The sequence below is a fragment of the Caulobacter hibisci genome (assembly GCF_016135805.1).
In the GTDB taxonomy this organism is placed as follows: domain Bacteria; phylum Pseudomonadota; class Alphaproteobacteria; order Caulobacterales; family Caulobacteraceae; genus Caulobacter; species Caulobacter hibisci.
The window spans coordinates 82,836-104,293 of record NZ_JADWOX010000002.1; the positions used below are offsets into that span (position 1 = coordinate 82,836).

The following is a 21,458-nucleotide window of genomic DNA, read 5'->3' on the forward strand; positions in this document are numbered from 1 at the left end:
TGGGGAGGCGTGGAGAGATGAGCTTCAAGAGCTGGTGCGGCGTAGGTGTCGCCACGATCGCGCTGCTGACGGCTCAGGCGGCCTTCGCCGAGATCCCGCGCCTCGAAAAGCACGGAACCAGCGCCCGCCTGGTCGTCGACGGCAAGCCGATGCTGGTGCTCGGCGGCGAGCTGGGCAATTCCAGCGCCTCCAGCCGCGCCTACATGGCCCGCCACTGGCCGCGTCTTAAGGCGATGAACCTCAACACCGTGCTGGCGCCCATCTCCTGGGAGCTGATCGAGCCGAAGGAAGGCGCCTACGACTTCTCCAGCGTCGATGACCTGATCGCCAACGCCCGCGCCCAGGACATGAAGCTCGTCCTGCTGTGGTTCGGGGCCTGGAAGAACAGCATGTCGACCTATGTCCCGGCCTGGGTGAAGCGCGACCAGGTCCGCTTCCCGCGTGTGAAGGCGGCAGATGGTTCGACGGTCGAGATCCTGTCGGCCTTCTCAGACGACACCCGCAGGGCCGACGCCAGGGCCTATGCCGCCTTGCTGGCCCACCTGAAGGCGGTCGACGCCGACCGCGACACCGTCCTGATGGTCCAGGTCGAGAACGAGATCGGCATGCTGCCCTCGGCCCGCGAGCACGGCGTGGTCGCCGACGCGGCCTATGCCGGCCCGGTCCCCCCCGCCCTGATCCAGCGCCTGAAGGCCGGCGGCGAGGCGATAGAGCCGGAGCTGCGCGATCTCTGGAAGCGCAACGGGAGCCAGGAGAAGGGGACGTGGGCCGCCGTGTTCGGCGCCGACGAGGCCGGGCAGGAGGTGTTCACCGCCTGGTCCTACGCCCGCTACACCGAGGCCGTGACCGTCGCCGGCAAGGCCGCCTATCCGCTGCCGATGTACGTCAACGCCGCCCTGAACCGTACCGGCAAGAAGCCCGGCGAATACCCCAGCGGCGGGCCGCTGCCGCACTTGCTCGACGTCTGGAAGGCCGGCGCGCCGAGCCTGGATCTGCTATCGCCCGACATCTACTTCCCGAACTTCAGCGATCTCGCGGCCCGGTTCGTCCGCCCTGACAACGCGCTGTTCATCCCCGAGGCCAACAACGCCAGCGCGCCGGAGACCCCGGCCAACGCCTTCTACGCCTTCGGCAATCTCGCCGCCCTGGGCTTCTCGCCCTTCGCCATCGAGAGCGTCAACGCCGAGGAGCAGAAGGCCATCGCCGACGCCTACGACGTCCTGCGCCAGCTGACGCCGGCCCTGCTGGCCGCCCAGGGCAAGGGAACGACGGCGGGCTTCAAGCCGCGCGTGCTGGAGGACGGCACGGTGCAGGGCGCGCCCGTGACCAAGGTCATGGGCGACTACCGCTTCGAGGTCGGCTTCATCGATCCGTGGACGCCCAAGGCCTCGCAGAAGCCGGCGACCCACGGCGGCCTGATCCTCCAGGTCGGCCCCGAGGACTATCTGATCGCCGGGAGGGGGATCTTCGTCACCTTCGCCGGAGCAGGGAAGGGGCCGCCGCTGGCGGGCATCGACAAGGCCGAGGAGGGGGTGTTCGACGCCCAGGGCCGCTGGGTTCCGGGCCGCCTGCTCAACGGCGACCAGACCCACCAAGGCCGCCACATTCGCCTGTCGCCCGACCAGTTCCAGATCCAGCGGGTGCGGTTCTATCGGTATCGGTAGGGGCTACATCGCCCACCGCAGCCCCACCCGCACCTCGCGCCCGGTGTCGTGGCGATAGGTCGGGATCAGCGTGCGGTCGCTGAACTGCCGCTGCGCCGCGCCGGCCAGGTTCGAGGCTTCGGCGGTCAGGGTCAGGCGGGGCGACAGCTCCAGCCGCGCCGAGGCGTCGAGCGTGGTCAGCGGATCGACACCGTCGACGTCCCCGCCGTTGGGGGCGGGAATGGTGGCTAGGTAACGCCCGCGATGGCTGACGGCGAGACGCGCCTCCACGCCTGGCCGCCGATAGGCCAGGGCCATGTTGGCCGCCAGGCGCGGCGCGCCCAGGGCGTCCTGCATGTCGACCCAGGCGCCGGCCTGGTCGAGCAGGCGCACCACGGTGCGGGTATAGGCCGCTGCGCCCTGGACGATCCAATGGTCGTCGAGGCTCGCGCGGAACGAGGCTTCGGCCCCCGTCAGCCGGCCCGGTCCCGAATTGATCGGCCGCGAGAACTGCCAGATCGGCAGGTCCGGCGAGCAGTCCAGCGCCGCGCCGCAGGCCGCCGCCGCGACGCTGCCCGGCAGGCCGAACGGATTGTCCGAGAACCGCGCCGGGCGGGTGACGGTCGATTGCACCGTCGTGGCGATCTCCTTGTGATAGACCGCCGCCGTCAGTTGCAGCCCCTGTCGTGGCCGCCAGTCCACCGACAGGTCGAAGGCGTCGGCGCGGGTCGGGCGCAGGTTCGGATTGCCCGAAGACGCCGTTTTGGCGCCGGTGGTCGAAAGCCCCACACCCGGGCGCAGGCTTATCAGGTCGGGCCGCACCATGACCCGCGCCGCCCCGAACCGGACCACGGCGTCGGCGCCCAGGCTCCAGGCCAGGTTCATCGACGGCAGGGTGGACCAATAGGCGTTCGGCGCCGTCTTCCAGCGCGGGACCGCGTCGGCGCCGACATCCAGCCCGCCGGCCTCGATCCCGGTGCGCACCAGGCGAACGCCGGCCTCGCCCCAGAACCGGCGCGACGGATCACGGGGCAGGGCCAGTTGCAGGTAGGCCGCGTCCGCCCGCTCGGTGACCGCATAGTTCAATGCAGCCACCGGGCCTGGACCGCTCTCGTAGCAGCCGGCGCCCGGACAGGCCGCCTCCAGGGTTCTGGCCACGTCGAAGGCCAGCCACTGGCGCGGCGCGCCGGTCACGCCGAAGTCCACGCCCTGACCGACCATCAGCGAATAGTTCGCGACCGACAACGCCGCGAGGCCGGCGGGCAGCACGCTGTTGATGTTGCCGATGCCGCCGTCCGACCGCATCCGCGCCGCTCCGACGGTGCGATAGGTCTTGGCCAGCACGCCCACGCGCCAGTCGATCGGGCCGGAGCGGTCCTCCAGGTCCATGGCCAGCGACCTGTAGCTGTTGTCCACCCAGTTGGGATCGGAGCGGAACTCGCTGGCCGTCCACGCGCCGGGCGTGGTCAGGGCCGCGTCCCCGAAGCTCAGGGCGGGCCGGTCGCCGTCAGAGAAATCGTAAGCGAAGCCATCGACGTCGAACTGCTCCAGATAGAGCGTCTGCTGCGCCGGATTGCTGAAGTCCGAGCGGCTGAACCCCGCCAGCATCCTGCCCTCCACGCCTTCACGGAAACGGCGGGTCGCCGCCAGGGTGGTCTGGCGGAAGACCGTGCTCAGCACGTCGCGCCGCGCCTCCGAGCGCACATCGACATTGTCGAACCTGCCGGCGATCAGCACCGGCTTGCGGCCGCCGAACGGCACGATGTTCGCCTGGGTCACCGTCACGGCGTTCTGCCCGCAGCGCGGATCGGGCGGGCTCGTGCAGGCGCCCGGCGTGCGGAAGGTGAAGCTCTCCAGCAGGTTCTCGCGCCGGTCCGAGCGCAGTTCCGCATAGATGACGTCCAGCGCGATCCGGGTCGCGTCGTCCGGCCGCCACTCCAGCGAGCCGGTCAGGCCCAGGCGCTCCTGGTCGACCTCGACCAGTTCCAGGCGTGGGATGCGGGCGTGCAGGGCGGCGTTGACCGTGGCCAGGTCCAGCGGCGCGGCGACGGCGCCGAAGCCGGGCGCGACGGCGTTTCCGGTCTCCCACTGGCCGGCGCTGGCCCCGGCCTCCAGCGTCGCGCGGCCCGAATAGGCGGCCGAGACCAGCACGCCCAGCCGTCCGGCCGCGTCCCGCCGCGACAGCACCGCCGACACTCGTGGCCGAGCGCGGTCCGACAGGGTCTGGTAGCCGGCCTCGACCACGAACACCGCGTGCCGCCGGGGCAGTTCCAGCGGCGAGCGGGTACGCATGTCGATCGTGGCGCCCAGCGAGCCCTCGTCGAGGTCGGCCGAGGCTGATTTCTGAAGCCTGACCTGCTTGAAGAGATCGGCGGCGAAGATGTTGTAGTCGAAGGCCCGGCCGCGATTGGTGCCGCCGACGGCGTTGCTGGCCCCGAAGGTCGCCAGGGTCTCCATGCCGTTGACGCGGGTGCGGGTGAAGCGGCCGCCGACCCCGCGCACGGCGATCTGCCGGACCTCGCCGGCCTCGGGACCGGCCGCGACGCCGGGGATCTGCCGCAGGGCGTCGCCGAGGCCCAGGGCGCCGGCGCCGCGAAGCTGTTCCTCGAGCAGCACGTCGACCTGGGCCGGCGCATCGCGGGCCTCGTCCTGCGCCGGTTCGGCCAGGGGGCGGGCCAGGACGCTGATCGCCGCCACGGCCGTCGGCTCGTCGTCCTCGACGACAGGGGAGGGCGCGCGCCGTACGGGCGGCGCGGTGACCATGACCTCGCTGCGGCGTTTCAGGGAGACGACGCCGCCCGTCGAGATCGCGAAGTCGAGGTCGGAGCCGGCCAGCAGGGTCCGCAGCGCTTGGTCCAGCGACAATGACCCGGACAGGCCCGGTGCGCGGCGACCGACGGTCAGGGCCGCGGGCGCGACGATCGCCGTTCCGGTCCGCGCCGACACCGCCAGCAACGCCGTGGCCAGCGGCTGGGCCGGCTGGTCGAAGGCGAAGCGGCGCTCCGGCGCGGCGAGGGCCGGCGCGGCGGCCATGCACGCGACCGCCAGCGCGCCGATCGCGGGCGCGATCCTCATTTTGTGGCGACGTCGATCATGCGCGTCCCGTCGGCGGCGCTCCGGACGGTGACCGGCAGGATCTCGGGCAAGCTGGCCACGAACCGGTCGGCCTGCTCCAGCTGGAAGCCGGCGGTGATCCGCAGGGCGGCGGCGCGCGGCGTCACCCTGACCGGACGGCCCCGGGCGACCAGGTCGGCCACTACATCGCCCAGGGGCGCGTCGGCATAGGCCAGGCGTCCGCTGCGCCAGGCAGCGGCGTCCGCGGGGGCGGCCAGCTTGCCCGTCTGGGCGCGGCCATTGTCGATCTGCACGTAGTCGCCGGCCCCGAGCCGGGCGACAGGCCGTCGCGCCGCGCCCTCATAGACGGCCACGAGGCCTTCCTCGACCGCGACCCGCACCTGGCCGCCGGCCCCGGCCCGCGTGTCGAAGCGCGTGCCCAGCACCTCGACCTCGGCGCCGCCGACCGCGACCTGGAAACGTCGGCCGTCGGCCTTGCGGACGGCGAAGAAGGCCTCGCCGCGTTCCAGCGTATAGCGGCGATCGTTCCAGCGGGAGGCCTGGGTCAGGCGGCTGCCCGGCGCCAACACCGCCGTGCTGCCGTCCTTCAGCGCAACCTGCCGAGCGGTGGTCCCGGCTTCGAAGGCGGCGGGCCGGGGCAGGAGCACGATAGCTGCGACCAGGCAGGCGGCCAGGGCCGCACCGGCGGCGATCCATCCCACGGGAGCGCGACGGGGCAGGGGGCGTGCCGATGGTCGCGCCAAAGCCTCGATCTGGCCCAGCGCCAGCACCAGCGCCTCGGCCTCCTCATAGGCGCGGACATGCAGGGGATCGGCGTCCAGCCAGGCGCGCAGCCGCGCCGAGCGCTCCGGCGGGAACGGCTCGCCCAGCACCGCCAGGGCCCAGGCCCGGGCCTCGCGGCCGATCGGCGAGTCAGGATCGACGGCTGCGTTCACGGGACAGGCCCCTAAAGTCGGTTGCGTGGTCTATGCCGCCGCGCGCCAGGGCGCGTTGGCAGACGGCGGTGGTTTCATCGATGGTCTTGCGGACCAGGGCTTCGGAGACCCCCTCGCGGCGGGCGATCTCGGCGAAGCTCAGCCCCTCGATGCGGTTGGCGGCCAAGTAACGGCGATGACGATCGGGCAGGCCGGCCACCACCTTTTCCAGCAGCTTCAGGTCATCGCGCGCGATCAGGATGCGCTCGACGTCCGGCGGCTCGTCGGGCTCAAGGGCGGGGGCCGAGACGTCGAGCAGGCGCGCGGTCCGCTGGCGGCTGCGCCGGCCGTCGAGACACAGGTTTATGGCGACGCGGAACACGAAGGCCCGGGGGCTTTCCAGCGCGCGATCAGATGACCGCTCCCCCAGCTTGAGGAAGGCCTGCTGGGCGACGTCCTCGGGATCGGGCGGGCCGCCGCCGAAGCGCGCGCGCAGGAAGGCGCACAGGTCGCTCCAGTCCTGGGCGTAGGCGCGGCGATAGGCCGACCGGTCTTTCCACAGCGCCGCGTTCTCGCGCGCCTCTGGCCGCTCCGCCCTCGACACGGGGCCTCCCCATCCTCCGGTTCAAGCCGGTGGGCGGACGATGCTGGTGATTGTCGGCAGGATCAATGCGCTGCGAAAAATATGCCCCGGGCATGATTTTGTTGTGCGGATCGGTCAGCGGGAAACGTCGTTCGGCGTCGGGTAAAAACTTGCTGAAATTTCCCGCAATTATTTAAGTTACCGGTACCTTTTTCGCTTTTCGTCGCGAATGCGACATGCTTATTTCAATCATGACACCGGTGACTATCCGGGCGAGACGGTCGGCAAGACCGCGATTGGGAAGGGGAGGCGGCGCCATGAACAGCTCTGCACGCGACTCGGGCGCGCCGCCAAAAGGCCGCGCCGAGGCTGGCGACCGGCCCGCCGAAGAGCCCGTCTTCGACATCGGCCGGGCTTTCGAGGTGTACGTCGGCGACATGCTGACCCGCTCGCTCTGCCGCCAGATCCGCCAGGCCCTGCTCAAGGGCAAGGTCGTCGAACTGCCGGGCCTTGGCCGTTTCGAAATCCGCGACAAGCGCCGCTACGGCCTGGTGAACCCCTCCAGTGGCGCCCGCGCCGACCTGGGCGGCGAGCGGGCGATCGTCTGGCGTCCCGACCGCAAGCTGCTGCGTGACCTGAATTCTTCCCGAGGCGATGTTTGATGAGCGTTTCCGTCCACGGCCGTCGCTTTGGCCTCGTTTCCCTGCTGGCCCTCACGCTGGCCACGGCGCCCGCCGCCGCCTTCGCGGCCGACGCCTTCCATGACGTTAGCCTCTCTCCCGAAGCGCGCGCCGCTGACCTCGTCTCGCGGATGACGCTGGAGGAGAAGGCCGGCCAGCTGAAGCACGCCGCGCCGGCCATCCCGCGCCTGGAAATCCCCGCCTACAACTGGTGGAGCGAGGGCCTGCACGGCGTCGCCCGGGCCGGCGAGGCCACGGTCTTCCCGCAGGCCATTGGCATGGCGGCGACCTGGGACGTTCCGCTGATCCACGACGTGGCCGACACCATCGCCACCGAGTTCCGCGCCAAGTACGTCGAAAAGCGCGGGCCCGACGGCGCGGTCGCCCAGTATCGCGGCCTGACCGTCTGGTCGCCCAACATCAACATCTTCCGCGACCCGCGCTGGGGCCGGGGCCAGGAGACCTGGGGCGAGGACCCGCACCTGACCGCCGCCTTCGGCGTGGCCTTCGTCCAGGGCCTGCAGGGGACCGATCCCAAGCACTACAAGACCGCCGCCACCGCCAAGCACTTCGCCGTGCACAGCGGCCCCGAGGCCGACCGCCACCACGACGACATTCACCCCAGCAAGCACGATCTGGCCGACACCTACCTGCCGGCCTTCGAGGCCCTGGTGAAGCAGGGCAAGGTCGAGGCGGTGATGTGCGCCTACAACGCCGTCGACGGCGTGCCGGCCTGCGCCAGCGACTTCCTGCTGAAGGACACCCTGCGCGGCAAATGGGGCTTCAAGGGCCACGTCGTCTCCGACTGCGCCGCCATCGCCGACGTCTTCCTGCCGACCTCGCACAGCTACGTCAAAACCCCGGCCGAAGCCGTCGCCGTCAGCCTCAAGGCCGGCAACGACCTGATCTGCGCCGAGTTCGGAGCCGACAAGAGCGCCGAGATCGGCCCGATCGTCGACGCCGTAAAGGGCGGGCTGGTGACGGAAGCCGAGCTCGACCAGGCCGTCCGCCGCCTGTTCGTGGCCCGCATCAAGCTGGGGCTCTTCGACCCGCCTTCGAACGTCGCCTATTCGAAGATCACGCCCGCCGACAACGACACCCCGGCCAACCGCGCCCTGTCGCTGAAGACGGCCCAGGTCTCGATGGTGCTGCTCAAGAACGACGGCCTGCTGCCGCTGAAGGCCGCGCCGAAGCGCATCGCCGTCATCGGCCCCAACGCCGACAGCCTCGACGCCCTGGTCGGCAACTACAACGGCACGCCATCGAAGCCGGTCACCGTGCTGGCCGGGATCCGCGCCCGCTATCCGCAGGCCCAGGTGACCTATGTCGAGGGCACGGGGCTGGTCGGTGCGCCGATGGCGACCCTGCCCAGCGACGCCCTCTGCGCCGACGCCGCCTGCGCGACCAAGGGCGTCAAGGTCGAGACCTTCCAGGGCCTGGATCTGGCCGGCGAGGCCAAGACTGGGGCAGCCGACAACATCCAGGTCGCCTGGGGGCGACCGCAGCGGGAAAAGCGCCAGACGTCAACGCGCTGGAGCGGCTACCTCAAGCCGACCGAGACCGGTCTTCACCGCTTCACCCTGCGCGGCGAGGGCGGTTATCGGGTGATCGTCGACGGCAAGGTCGTTGTCGACGCCTGGAAGCGTCCGGCCGACGCCACGCCGGAAGGGGCCGTCGCCCTGACCGCGGGCCAGGCTCACGCCATCACGGTCGAGGCTTGGCAGGACGGCGACCGCGGCGACCAGCGCCTGACCTGGAGCCGTCCCAGCCAGGGCGCCGAGGCCGCCATCGCCGCGGCCAAGGACGCCGACGTCGTTCTGTTCGTCGGCGGCCTGACCGCCAAGCTGGAGGGCGAGGAGATGTCGGTCCGCGCTCCGGGCTTCGCCGGCGGCGACCGCACCCGCATCGACCTGCCGGCCCCGCAGCAGGCGTTGCTGGAGGGCCTGCACGCCACCGGCAAGCCGGTCGTGCTGGTGCTGATGAATGGCTCGGCCATGGCCGTGAACTGGGCCGACCAGAAGCTCCCAGCCATCGTTGAGGCCTGGTATCCGGGCGGCGAGGGCGGTCACGCCGTGGCCGGTCTCCTAGCGGGCGACTTCAACCCCTCGGGCCGCCTGCCGCTGACCTTCTATCGCTCGGCCGACCAGCTGCCGCCGTTCAAGGACTACGGCATGGCCGGCCGCACCTACCGCTACTTCGGCGGCGAGGCGCTCTATCCGTTCGGCCATGGCCTGAGCTTCACGACCTTCAAGTACGGTCAGCCCAAGCTCGCCAAGATGGTCAGGGCCGGCGAGGGGCTGAAGGTCTCGGTGGCCGTCACCAACGCCGGCCAGCGAGACGGCGACGAGGTGGCCCAGCTCTACGTCTCGCGCGGGTGCGCCGGCGCGCCTGTCCGGTCGCTTAAGGGCTTCCAGCGGATCGCCTTGAAGGCCGGCGAGACCCGTACGGTGACCTTCGATCTCGATCCGGCGGCCCTGAGTGTCGTCGACCCGGCCGGGGTGCGTTCGGTCGAGGCCGGATCGGTGGATCTGTGGATCGGCGGCGGCCAGCCCATCGCTCGTCCGGGCCTAGCCAAGCCCGCCGGCGTCGCCGCCCACGTCGCGGTCACTGGCCGCAAGGTGCTGCCGTGAGGCTCGACCGCCGATCCTTCCTGGCCGCCGGCGGCGCGGGCCTTGCCGCGACAGGCATGGCCCAGGCCGCGCCGGCGGCCGACCTCCTGGCCGTGCCCGACGAGGGCTGGAGCCTGTGGATCGACCAGGCCGCGGCCTGGAAGGACGATACGCTGCACCTCCCCAGCGCCGTCGATCTGCTGACCCTGCCCATCAACCCGCCGACCGGCGGCTGGAGCGCGCTGCAGGCGCCCGAAGCCATCACCGTCAGCCTGCCGACCACGGTCGAGGAGCACTTCTGGGGCAAGTTCGCCTCGCGTCCCTACGGCGCCGACGAATACCGCTACGCCGAGGACGACGACGTGCCGCGCTACGGCGCCTACAAGGGCGTGTCCTGGTGGTCGCGGTCGATCGACATTCCCGCCGCCGCCAAGGGCAAGCGGGTGCTGCTGAACCTGCGCGGCGCGCGGCTGCGGGCCGAGGTGTTCCTGAACGAGCGGCTGGTCGGCTATTCGATCATGTCGGAGCTGCCCTTCGCCTGCGACCTGACGGCGGCGATGCTGCCGGGCCAGGCCAACCGCCTGTCGATCCGCATCACCAATCCCGGCGGCCGCTTCGACTGGCGCGACAGCACCACCATGGCCTGGGGCAAGGTCAAGCTTTTCGCCTCGCACGGCTTCGGCGGCCTCGACCGCGGCCTGTCGCTGAGCATCCACCCACTGGCCGCGCGCATCGATGACGCCTGGGTGCTGAACACGGCGCAGCCCCGAACGGTCACGGCCTTCATGGATGTGGTGCTGGAGAAGCCGGCCACACACCCCGAACGCCTGCGCGCCAAGGCCTCGGCGATCCTGGTCGACGACAGCGGCGCGCCGGTCGCCGCCGAGATCAAGCTGGAAAGCCTCGAAGCCCTCGAAGGCGGCCGCCGCCTGCGCGCCCGCTTCACGGTGACCGCGCCCAAGGCCGACCTCTGGGACCTCGACACGCCGCGCCTGCATCGCCTGCGCTTCTCATGGGCCGAGACCAGACGCGAGATCGACGCCCGCGAGGTTCGCTTCGGTTTCCGCTGGTTCGGCGTCGAGGGCGTGGGGACCAACGCCCTGCTGCGGCTGAACGGCCGCCGCATCCGGCTCTATTCGGCGATCTCCTGGGGCTATTGGGGCTTCAACGGCCTGTGGCCGACGCCGCAACTAGCCGGTCGCGAGGTCACCGCCGCCCGGACCCTGGGCCTCAACGCGCTGCACTTCCACCGCAACGTCGGCAAGCCCGAGGTCTTCCAGGCCATGGACGAGATGGGCCTGCTGCGGGTGATGGAGCCCGGCGGCGGCCGACACGCCATCGGCCGCGACCTCAAGCCTGGCGAAGCCCTGCCGCCCGCCGACGCCTTCAGCCGTCAGTTCATGATCGAGAAGTGCCAGGCCATGGTGCGGGCCTTCCGCTCGCACCCGTCGCTGGCCCACTACACCCTGCAGAACGAGATCGGCGCGAACCTGGCCAATCCCGACGTGCAGCATGTGCTGAAGGCCATGCACGACCTCGACCCCAGCCGGGCGGTCATCCTCAACGACGGCTTCGTCAAGCGCGGCGCGGCCCAGGCCATGTACCTGCCCTATGACGACCACTACTACCGCTCCGACGTCGAGGCATGGGGCGGTTGGTGGGTCGAGCACCAGGGCGCCGGCGACCAGTGGTACGACCGCTTCTACGCGGGCAAGGACGACTACATTCACCGCCAGACCGGCAAGCCGTTCATCGTCGAGTTCGGCGAGATGCAGGGCTGCGCGGTGGCCGACAACCATGTGGCCATGGTCGCCGAGATCCTGGCCAAGGGCGGCAAGAGCTACGATCTCGAAGACCACAAGGCGATCGTCGGCGCGACCAGCGACTTCCTCGACCGCTGGGGCTTCCGGAAGGCCTTCCCGACCACCGAGGCGCTGTTCCTGTCGGTTGGGACCAAGGCCTATGACGCCTGGCGCAATTACCTGGAGAGCATCCGCCTGGGCGAAACGGTGGACGTCGCCGCCATCTCCGGCTGGGAGAGCACGGCGATCGAGAACCACTCGGGCATCGTCGACGTGCTGCGCGGCTTCAAGGCCGATCCGACCCTGATGAGTCAGAGCCTGCGGCCGGTCCTGGCCGTCGCCAAGCCCCGCAAGCTGGCCTATGCGCCGGGCGAGGCGGCCGAGCTGGACCTCTGGCTGTTCAACGACACCGGCAAGGCCGCGAGCGGCGAGCTGGTGCTCAGCGTGATCGGGCCGGACGGCGCGGCGCGGGCGGCGGGGCGCTGGTCCGCGCCTGCCCACGAACCCGATCGCCTGTCGTGGCTGGTCGCCGAAAGCGTCCGCACCCCGGCCTTCGAGCGGGAAGGGCGGTATGTCATCCGCCTGGTGTTGGCCGGCTCGGGCGAGGTGATTTCCGACCGCGAGGTCTGGGTCGCCGCACCGCATAGCGGTCCGCGCCGCAAGCTGAAGCTCGCCGTCTCGGGCGTGGCCAGGAGCTTGCGCACCCAACTCGAAAACCAGCCCGGCGTCGCGGTCGAGGATTTCAAGCCCGGCGCTCGCTACGACGGCATCGTCGCCTCGGGCCTGAAGGCCAACGAGATCGTCCGTCGCCAGGTCGGCGAACAGACCGGCCTCGAAGCCCAGCCCAAGAAGGGCGAGAAGGTCAAACTGGTCCTGGGCGAGCTGCCCGCCGAGGTGCTGGCCGCCGTCCAGGCCGGAACCCCGCTGCTGGCCATGGTGCAGGAAGACGGCCTGGCCGAAGGCGTCGCTCGGCAGCTCGCTGGCCTAGGCCTCTTCACCTACGCCGGCCAGGTCGGCGGTCTGCGCGCGCCGTGGATGGGCAACTGGAACTACGTCCGCGCTCACCCGACCTTCGCCGGCATCCCCTCCGACAGGGCCATGAGCGTGCTGCACCAGGTCGAGGGCCAGCCCTCGAACGGCCTGCTGGTTGACGGGCAGGGCGTCGAGGTGATCGCCGCCTACAGCCGCGACCACGACCGCCGCAACGGCGCGGCCAGCCTGGTCGCACGCAAGGGAGCGATGCGCGCGCTGGTCCACCGCCTGCCCGACATGGCCCCGCCGCTCCAGGCCCGCTGGCTGAGCAACGCTCTGGACTGGCTGGCCGCCGATCCGATCACGAGCCCAGGAGGGTGAGCGACGATGTCCAGCGCCTAGAGCCATGACCTGACGGCCCGGCCGTCCAGACAACACCAAGAGATGAGCAACGGCCTTCCCGCCGCCACGCCCCTGGCGCGGCGCACGGGAGCGCTCGCGCCAAATCCGACGCGTCCGAGAGGCGCGATCCATATTGGGAGGGAAACCAAGATGAACATTCAAAACGGGGCCAAGGCCCCCAGAACGCGGCTTCTGGCCGGCGTCTCGCTGGCGGTGCTGCTGAGCCCCGCGCTTGCCTTCGCCCAGGCCCCGGCCAAGCCGGCCGCCGATGCGCCGATCGCCGACAACCAGGTCAGCGAGGTGGTCGTCACCGGCTATCGCGCCGCCCTGCGCAGCGCCATCGACACCAAGAAGAACTCCGACGTGATGCTCGACGCCATCAACGCCGAGGACATCGCCGACTTCCCCGACTCCAACCTCGCGGAATCCTTGCAGCGCCTGCCGGGCATCTCGATCGACCGCGACAATGGCGAGGGCCGCACGATCAGCGTTCGCGGCCTGTCGGGCGACTTCAGCCGTGTACGGATCAACAACATGGAGGCCCTGTCGACCGGCGCGGCCAACGACTCCGGCGCCAGCCCCAACCGCTCGCGCGCCTTCGACTTCAACGCCTTCGCCTCGGAGCTGTTCAGCTCGGTGCGGGTGCGCAAGTCCTCGTCCGCCGAGGCCGACGAGGGCTCGCTGGGAGCCACGGTCGACCTGATCACCGGCCGGCCCTTCGACTACAAGAAGAGCGCCTTCGCCCTGTCGGCCGAGGACAGCTATTACCAGAACGGCAAGAAGCACAGCCCGCGCATCACGGGCCTGGTGTCCAACCGCTGGTTCGACGGCCGCATGGGCCTGCTGCTGTCTGCCGCCTACGCCAAGCGGACCTCCGAGGACGACACCTACGCCCGGGGCGGCGGCTCGGCCGACTACGTCTATCGCGGCTCGACCTGGACCGGCGACGAACTGCCCGGCCGCGCCGGCTTCGCCGCCCCGACCGGCACGGTGTTCACCGCTCTGATCCCGACCACCCTGACGGGCGCAGCGCTGGACGCCTACAAGGCCAATCCCGCCAACTACTACAATCCGCTGGCCAACCCGGCCGCCTATGCCGAGCTGACCGGTTCCGATCCCGCCGCCTACGCCAAGCTCTATCCCAACTGCGCGGCGACCGCGGCCCAGTCGGTGGCGACCCTGACGCCTGTCTCGCCGGGCTGCAACGACAGCCTGATCCGCTTTCCGGCCCTGCCGTCGATCGCCCAGCGCGACGTGGAGACCGAGCGCCTGGGACTGACCGGCGCGTTCCAGTTCGAGATCGGCCCGCGCACCAAGCTGTCGGTCGACGGCCTCTATTCGAAGTTCGAGAGCACCAGCACCAACTACCAGCTCTCGCCCGTCGGCCTGAACCGCAACAACACCAACGCCAGCTACCAGTACGGGGCCAACGTCCCCACCGCCACGGCCCGCGCCGGCAGCGCCATGACCGACGCCCAGCGCCGCGCCCTCTATCCTGGCGGCTGCACCTTCACGGCCGAGACCGACCTCAATCCCGGCCAGGACTGCGGCCAGCAGCTGTACGGGGCTAGCCCCGTCAGCGGCTATGCCTTCAGCTACAATCCCAACAACCTGGATCCTTACGAGTACTACACCAACCCGTCCTCGCCCGGTTACGCCGGTCCGGCCGCGTCCCTGCCGTTCCGCGGCGACCTGATCGGCCGCCCGTCGGTGAAGCTGCTCGACGCCGAGGTGGTCGGCCAGAACGCCGAATATCTGAAGCTGGGCAATGTCGACTGGCGCTCGGGCGCGGACCGGGGCGCCTACACCACCGACTTCCGCCAGGTCTCGGCCGAACTGACCCATGAGTTCAGCGACAGGCTGAAGGCCACCCTGGCCTACGGAGCCTCGCGCTCTGAGAACAAGAACACCGGCACCCTGGTCGAGTTCAACTACATGGACGCCCAGGAGGCGTTCATCTTCGACGAGCGGGGCGCTAACGGCATGCCGCGCTTCGACGTCGGCTTCGACGCGGCCGATCCGACCAAGTGGGGCATCGTCAAGGGCTTCTCAGGGATGCGCCACTACAAGCGCAACACCCTGAACACCTACAATGGCGTCAAGGGCGACGTGTCCTATGAGCTTGACGACAACTGGACGATCAAGTTCGGGGTCACTGGCCGCAAGTACGAGTTCTCGACCGACCAGTACGAGCGCAACAACGACCTCCTGAACCCCACCGAAAAGGAGGCTGGCGTCAGCGTCGCCTCGCTGGGTCAGGTGATCGAGTTCGGCCAGGGGCTGGACGTGCCGACGGGCACGACGACCCGCTTCTTCGCCCCCAACCTGGAGGCCTTCGACAGCGTCTTCGGCTTCACCTGTGACTGCATCAACAAGTACGGCGACTTCCGTATCACCCGGAAGCGCAACCGCTCGGCCTCGTTCGAGGTGGCCGAGAAGAATCTGGCCTACTACGCCCAGTTCGGCTTCAACTACGAGGTCTGGGGCGGCCGGCGGATGTTCGGCAACATCGGCGTGCGCCAGGCCCACACCGACGTCGAGTCCACGGGCGAGACCACGGCCGGCCGGGTGATCAAGGGCGAGAACAAGTACACCGACACCCTGCCGTCCGGGAACCTGACCTGGGAAGCCTGGGACAACCTCTATATCCGCTTCGCCGCCGCTAAGGTCATGGCCCGCCCGCTGCTGGGCAACCTGTCGCCAGCCATCACCGGGGTCAGCATCCCAAGCGACGGCTCGGTCACCGGCGGCACGCTCACGGTCGGCAACCCGAAGCTCTCGCCGTTCCGCGGCAAGGCCTTCGACGTGGCGGCCGAGTGGTACTTCGCCAAGGGCGGCCTGATCAGCCTGGGCTACTTCCGCAAGGACATCGATTCCTATCCGCAGACGGTGTTCTACGAGGCCCCGCTGTCGGAGTTCCTCGACGCCGACGCCATCGCCCAGCTGAAGGCCCAGTTTCCGGGCGAGACCGGCGGCGACGTCTTCCGCCGCGCCTATATCGACGCCGACAACGTGATGTTGGCCCGCCAGGTCCGCGACGCGCCGGGCGGGGTGCTGCAGGGCGTCGAGTTCAGCTACCAGCAGGACTTCACCTTCCTGCCCTGGTACTTCAAGAACCTCGGCGTCCAGTTCAACGTCACCAAGCTCGACACCGAGCTGAAGTACATCCTCGATCCGGGCTCGGTGAACGCCACCACCGGCGCGGTGATCAAGGCTCCGGTCTACGGCGCCGGCCCCTGGCTGGGCGCTTCGCCCAAGGGGGTCAACTTCACGGTCTATTACGAGACCAAGAAGTTCAACGCCCGGGTCTCGATGGCCCAGCGCGACGAGTACTACACCAAGTATCCGGTCGGGGCCGGCAACTGCGACCCGGGCCTGCAGGCCAACGGCTCGGCCTGTGACGGCCCGCTGATCAACGAGTTCGACGGGGCCAAGTCGACGATGAACGTCGACTTCTCGATGCGCTACCAGCCGCTCAAGCAGGTCAGCATCACCTTCGAGGCGCTGAACATCACCGACGAGAAGTCCGAGCGCTTCACCTTCACCGACCCGGTGATCCTGTCCTACGGCGGCAGCGGCCCCAACTACCGGGTGGGGGTGCGCTACAAGTACTAGGGGCGCCCGCGAGACTGGCCGGCGCGCCCCTCCGCGCGGCGGCCGCCCGCCTTCGGCTTTCCCCAGGGCCTGGAAGGCGGCCTAGGCGGAGGACCCTCGCGGTCCTCCGCCGTTTCTTTTCAACGTGCGAAGGTGCGGACCATGACCATGCAAGAGCGGATACCGCGTCGAACCCTGCTTGCGGGCCTCGGGGCCGGACTGGTTCTGCCTGCCGCCGCCCGGGCCGGAGACCTCGCCGCCGCCGGCTGGGCCAGCGCCAGGGGCGGGGAGGGCGGCCGAACCCTGCGCGTCACCACCTTGGCGCCCGACGGCCCAGGCTCGTTCCGCGCCGCCGTCGAGGCGGCTGGACCGCGCAAGGTGGTGTTCGACGTCGTCGGCGTCATCGACCTTGGCCGCAAGAGCATCCGTATCCGCGAGCCGTTCCTGACCGTCGCCGGCGAGACCGCGCCGTCGCCGGGGATCACCTTCATCCGTGGCGGCATCCAGGTGGAAAGCCACGACGTCGTCCTGCGCCATCTGCGCGTCCGCGCCGGCCGCGACGGCGCGCCCGATCGCAGCGGCTGGGAGGTGGATGGGATCACCTGCTGGAAGGCCCATGACGTGATCGTCGACCATTGCTCGATCGCCTGGGCCACCGACGAGAACCTCTCGGCCTCCGGCCCGCGCTTCGACGGCGGCGACACGGTGGAGGCCTGGCGTCAGGGAACCTCCCGCCGCATCACCTTCAGCAACAACATCGTGTCCGAGGGGCTGTCGCACGCCAGCCACGTGAAGGGCGAGCACTCCAAGGGCACGCTGATCCACGACAACGCGACGGAAGTCCTGATCGTCGGAAACCTCTACGCCCACAATTTGGAGCGCAACCAGCTGTTCAAGGGCGCGGTCCACGCCGTCTCGGTCAACAACCTGGTCTACGATCCGGGCACGCGGGCCATGCACTACGCGCTCAACGCCCCGGAGTGGGAGGGCCGCGCCTGGCAGGTGGGGCAGCTGGCCCTGGTCGGCAATGTGATCAAGGGCGGCGCCTCGACCCGGCCGGACTTGCCGTTCCTGATCGTCGAAGGTCAGGGCGACCTCGACCTCTACGCCCGCGACAACCGCGCGGCCTATGCCGACGGCCGGCCGATGCCCGAGCTGCGGGTGCTGCCGACCACGCCCCTGCCGAAGGTGCGCCGGCTGGCGCGGCCGCCGCTGTGGCCGAAGGGGCTGAAGGCGCTTCCGGCTTCCGCGGTTGAAGCCAGCGTCCTGGCCACCGCCGGCGCAAGACCGTGGGATCGCGACGCCATCGACCTGCGGGTGTTGCGGCAGGTGAAGGACGGGACCGGCCGCGTCATTGACGATGAAAAGGAAGTCGGCGGGTATCCCAAATAATCCCTCTCCCCTTGCGGGAGAGGGTGGCCTGCGAAGCAGGTCGGGTGAGGGGTCTCTCAAAACTGAAAGCTGCGCGCTGCGGTAAGGCCGGGTGAAGCGCTCCCACCTGAGAGACCCCTCATCCGACGACCTTCGGTCGCCACCTTCTCCCGCAAGGGGAGAAGGATCGCTCGGGCTTCTACACGCGTTTGACCCCCGACCAGTAACCAAGGCGGGCGTCATGACCAGCTTCTCCTCCCTGCGCCGGGATCTCCTGACCCGGCCGATCTTCCAGTGGGCGCAAGGCGTGATGCCGGCCCTGTCGCAGACCGAGCGCGACGCCATCGACGCCGGCGACACCTGGTGGGACGCGGCCCTGTTCACTGGCGATCCGGACTGGAACGAGCTGCTGTCGTTCCCCAAGCCGCAGCTGCGCCCCGACGAGCAGGCGTTCATGGACGGCCCGGTCGAGCAGCTGTGCGCCATGCTGGACGACTGGACCATGACCTGGGAGACCCGCGACCTGCCGCCAGAGGTCTGGACCCTCCTGAAGGAGAAGAAGTTCTTCGGGATGATCATTCCCAAGGACTATGGCGGCCTGGGCTTCTCGGCCTTCGGCCATGCCGAGATCGTCCGCCGCATCGCCACCCGGTCGGTATCGGCGGCGGTCACTACGATGGTGCCCAACTCGCTCGGCCCCGGCGAGCTGATCCTTCGCTTCGGCACCAAGGCCCAGCAGGATCACTGGCTGCCGCGCCTGGCCGACGGCCGCGAAGTGCCCGCCTTCGGCCTGACCAGCCCCGAGGCCGGCTCCGACGCCGGGGCGATGATCGACGAGGGCGTGGTCTGCCGGGGAACCTGGGAGGGCCGCGAGGTGCTGGGCGTGCGCCTCAACTGGCACAAGCGCTACATCACTCTCGGACCCGTCTGCACCGTGCTGGGCCTGGCCTTCAAGCTGCGTGATCCCGACGGCTATCTGGGCGGCGAGGCCGATGTCGGCATCACCTGCGCCCTGGTCCCGACCACGACGCCCGGCGTCGAGATCGGCCGCCGCCACCTGCCGGCCTTCCAGACCTTCCAGAACGGTCCCAACTGGGGCAAGGACGTCTTCATCCCCATGGATCTGCTGATCGGCGGCGCCGAGCGGGCCGGGCAGGGGTGGAAGATGCTGATGACCGCCCTGGCGGCCGGGCGCGGCATCTCGCTGCCGGCCCTGTCGGGCGCGGCGGCCGCCTTCAGCGCCCTGACCACCGGCGCCTACGCCCGGGTGCGCAGTCAGTTCAACGTGCCGATCGGCAAGTTCGAGGGCGTGCAGGAGCGCCTGGCCCGCATCGCCGGTAACGCCTACCTCGTCGATGGCGCCCGCCGGCTGACCTGCACGGGCCTGGATCTGGGCCACCATCCGTCGGTGATCTCGGCCCTGCTGAAGTCCGGCGCCACCGAGCGGATGCGGGTCGTCGTCAACGACGCCATGGACGTCCATGGCGGCAAGGCGATCATCGAGGGGCCGCGCAACTACATGGGCGCCCAGTATCGCGCCGTGCCGGTCGGCATTACGGTCGAGGGCGCCAATATCCTGACCCGCAGCCTGATGGTGTTCGGCCAAGGCGCGATCCGCGCGCACCCGTTCATGCTGGAAGAGATCCTGGCAATCGGCGAGCAGGACCTTGAGCGTTTCGACCAGGCGTTCTGGAAGCACGTCGCCCACAGCCTTCGCAACGGCGTCCGCACGATCGCCCGCAGCTGGACCAACGGCGCGCTGTCGCCGGTTCCGGACGCCGGCCGCGCCACGCGTTTCTACAGCCAGGCGGGCCGCTACGCCGCCGGCTTCGCCCTGGCCTCCGACATCGCCCTGCTGACCCTGGGCGGCGATCTGAAGCGTCGCGAGATGCTGTCGGCGCGGCTGGGCGACATCCTGTCGGAGCTCTATTTCCTGTCGGGCGCCCTCAAGCGTTGGGAGGACGAGGGCCGCCAGGACGCCGACTTCCCCTTGCTGCAATGGTGCGCCGACACCGCCTTCGCCACCATCGAGCAGCGCTTCGACGAGCTGTTCGCCAACCTGCCCAACCGCTTGGCCGGCTGGCTGCTGCGCGCGGCGATCCTGCCGTTCGGCGCCCGTCGCCGCGGACCGTCCGACAAGGTCACCCGCGCCTGCGCCGAGCTGCTGATCCAGCCGTCCGACACCCGCGACCGCCTGGTCGAGAACGTTTATGTCGGCGGCAAGGACGAGGCGGTCGGCCAGCTGATCGACGCCTTCGAGCGCGTCGTCGCCACCCAGCCGATCCACGACCGCCTGAAGGCCGCCAAGGTCCGCGACCGCGTCCGGGCCTGGGAGGAGGGCCTGATCACCGCCGACGAAGCCGCCGCTCTGGACGCCGCCGACAAGGCCGTGGCCGAGGTGGTCGCCGTCGACGACTTCCCGCACGACGGTTTGGCCGCTCAGGCTTCCGCCCGGGTGGAGGTCCCGCCGCCGCCGTCGCGAGAAGGCGTGTCGCCGGCCTATATCCACTGAACTCAAGCAGTGTCCGGGCGAGCGACCACAAACCAGCGTATGGGTGTCGCCGCCCGACCCCGGGGGCTAAGGCTCTCTCGTCAGCGTCCAGGTTCCGGGCGTGCTTAGAGAAACGCCATGTCCCGTCGGCGCGCCATCGCCGTCATCGACGACGACGCCCTTGTCCGTTCCGGCCTGGCGCGGCTGATCCGGTCCTTCGGGCTGGAGGTCGGCGTCTTCGGCTCGGCGGCGAGCTTCCTGGCCTCGGGGCCGGAGGCCTGGGCCGTCGTCGTCACCGACATCCACATGCCCGAGATCTCGGGCCTGGACCTGTTGCGCCGCCTGCGGACCAGTCATCCGGACCTGCCGGTCGTCGTGGTCACCGCCTTTCCGGACATGCGCGACCAGGCCCTGGCCGCCGGCGCTCGCGATTTCCTCGAAAAGCCCTGCGCGCCCGATCGGATCGAGGCCAGCTTGAAGACGATGCTCGACGAGGCTTGAGGCGGCGCTTGTCAGAAACGGGGCGGGGGCCCCAAGGTTAGCTTGGTGGAGGCGGGGATGGCCAAGGCTGAACGGCAGGTGGACGAGGCGGTGCAGACCGTACTGATCGTCGACGACAACGAGCTGTTCCGCGGCTCGATGGACAAGCTGTTCCGCTCGGTCGGCCTGCAGACGGCGCTCTACGCCTCGGCCCAGGCCCTGCTCGACGCGGCCCTGCCGGAGACGGCCTGCTGCATCCTGGTCGACGTCCGCATGCCCAAGATGAGCGGCCTCGACTTGCAGGAAGCCCTGGCCGCCCGCCGGGTGCGCGCGCCGGTCATCGTCATGACCGGCCACGCCGACGTGCCGATGACCGTGCGGGCCATGAAGGCCGGCGCCGTCGATTTCCTGGCCAAGCCCTTCCGCGACCAGGACGTCATCGACGCCGTCACCGCCGCCCTCGCCAAGGACGGCAAGCGCCGCGAACTGGCCCGCGATGTCGCCGAGGTGAAGGCGCGCTTTGACGGCCTGACCCCGCGCGAGCAGCAGGTCATGACCCTGGTCACCGCCGGCCTGCTCAACAAGCAGGTAGCCGGCGAGCTGGGCCTGCAGGAGATCACCGTCAAGCTGCACCGCGGCAGTCTGATGAAGAAGATGCAGGCCGGCTCCTTCGCCGAACTGGTGCGCATGGCCGAGGCCCTGGAGCGCGAGCGCGCCGCGTCCTAGCAACGACCGCCTGCGCAAGGTTTCGCCACGTCGCGAAAATTGTGCGCGTGCGATCTCGACGTTTCTCGACAGCAAAGCTACACGACCTAAAGTATCTGTTTTTGGGGGTGGGCTTG

12 protein-coding genes are annotated in these 21,458 nt (G+C 69.9%); 9 read left to right on the forward strand and 3 right to left on the reverse strand.

Annotation, left to right across the window (positions count from 1 at the left end; all coding sequences use genetic code 11):
* The first annotated feature begins 17 nt into the window (after nt 1-17).
* Nucleotides 18-1,664: a GH35 family beta-galactosidase gene (locus I4Q42_RS03655; protein WP_198574709.1), complete on the forward strand. Its 1,647-nt coding sequence runs from the start codon at nt 18-20 to the stop codon at nt 1,662-1,664.
* Nucleotides 1,665-1,667: 3 nt separating this feature from the next.
* Here the strand turns inward: I4Q42_RS03655 and I4Q42_RS03660 are convergent, their stop codons facing one another.
* Genes I4Q42_RS03660 through I4Q42_RS03670 form a run of 3 tightly spaced genes read right to left on the reverse strand, consistent with a single transcriptional unit; the run spans nt 1,668 to nt 6,236 of the window.
* Complete coding sequence (locus tag I4Q42_RS03660; RefSeq protein WP_198574710.1) at nt 1,668-4,718, reverse strand: TonB-dependent receptor; 3,051 nt, start codon at nt 4,716-4,718, stop codon at nt 1,668-1,670.
* The gene (locus I4Q42_RS03665; RefSeq protein ID WP_198574711.1) at nt 4,715-5,653 is read right to left on the reverse strand and encodes a FecR family protein; all 939 of its coding nucleotides are present in this window, start codon (nt 5,651-5,653) and stop codon (nt 4,715-4,717) included. The genes I4Q42_RS03660 and I4Q42_RS03665 overlap by 4 nt, the downstream gene beginning before the upstream one ends.
* On the reverse strand, nt 5,631-6,236 hold the full coding sequence (locus I4Q42_RS03670; protein ID WP_198574712.1) for an RNA polymerase sigma factor: 606 nt from the start codon (nt 6,234-6,236) through the stop codon (nt 5,631-5,633). Before I4Q42_RS03670 ends, I4Q42_RS03665 begins: the two co-directional genes overlap by 23 nt.
* Nucleotides 6,237-6,532: 296 nt before the next feature.
* On the opposite strand from I4Q42_RS03670, the gene I4Q42_RS03675 reads away from it, so the two are divergent.
* From I4Q42_RS03675 to I4Q42_RS03710, 8 genes are all read left to right on the forward strand, one after another.
* Nucleotides 6,533-6,877 (forward strand): HU family DNA-binding protein, encoded by a 345-nt coding sequence (locus I4Q42_RS03675; RefSeq protein ID WP_198574713.1) that lies wholly within the window; start codon nt 6,533-6,535, stop codon nt 6,875-6,877.
* On the forward strand, nt 6,877-9,525 hold the full coding sequence (locus tag I4Q42_RS03680; protein ID WP_198574714.1) for a glycoside hydrolase family 3 C-terminal domain-containing protein: 2,649 nt from the start codon (nt 6,877-6,879) through the stop codon (nt 9,523-9,525). The genes I4Q42_RS03675 and I4Q42_RS03680 overlap by 1 nt, the downstream gene beginning before the upstream one ends.
* A complete protein-coding gene (locus I4Q42_RS03685) occupies nt 9,522-12,659 on the forward strand; it encodes a sugar-binding domain-containing protein (protein WP_198574715.1) in 3,138 nt (1,045 codons plus the stop codon). Before I4Q42_RS03680 ends, I4Q42_RS03685 begins: the two co-directional genes overlap by 4 nt.
* Nucleotides 12,660-12,830: 171 nt before the next feature.
* Nucleotides 12,831-16,295 (forward strand): TonB-dependent receptor domain-containing protein, encoded by a 3,465-nt coding sequence (locus I4Q42_RS03690; protein ID WP_198574716.1) that lies wholly within the window; start codon nt 12,831-12,833, stop codon nt 16,293-16,295.
* Nucleotides 16,296-16,436: 141 nt separating this feature from the next.
* A complete protein-coding gene (locus I4Q42_RS03695; RefSeq protein WP_232792842.1) occupies nt 16,437-17,666 on the forward strand; it encodes a pectate lyase family protein in 1,230 nt (409 codons plus the stop codon).
* 220 nt (nt 17,667-17,886) lie between these two features.
* The gene (locus I4Q42_RS03700; RefSeq protein ID WP_198574717.1) at nt 17,887-20,157 is read left to right on the forward strand and encodes an acyl-CoA dehydrogenase; all 2,271 of its coding nucleotides are present in this window, start codon (nt 17,887-17,889) and stop codon (nt 20,155-20,157) included.
* 117 nt (nt 20,158-20,274) lie between these two features.
* Complete coding sequence (locus I4Q42_RS03705; RefSeq protein WP_198574718.1) at nt 20,275-20,637, forward strand: response regulator transcription factor; 363 nt, start codon at nt 20,275-20,277, stop codon at nt 20,635-20,637.
* 57 nt (nt 20,638-20,694) lie between these two features.
* Nucleotides 20,695-21,342 (forward strand): response regulator transcription factor, encoded by a 648-nt coding sequence (locus I4Q42_RS03710; RefSeq protein WP_198574719.1) that lies wholly within the window; start codon nt 20,695-20,697, stop codon nt 21,340-21,342.
* The last annotated feature ends 116 nt before the right edge of the window (nt 21,343-21,458 follow it).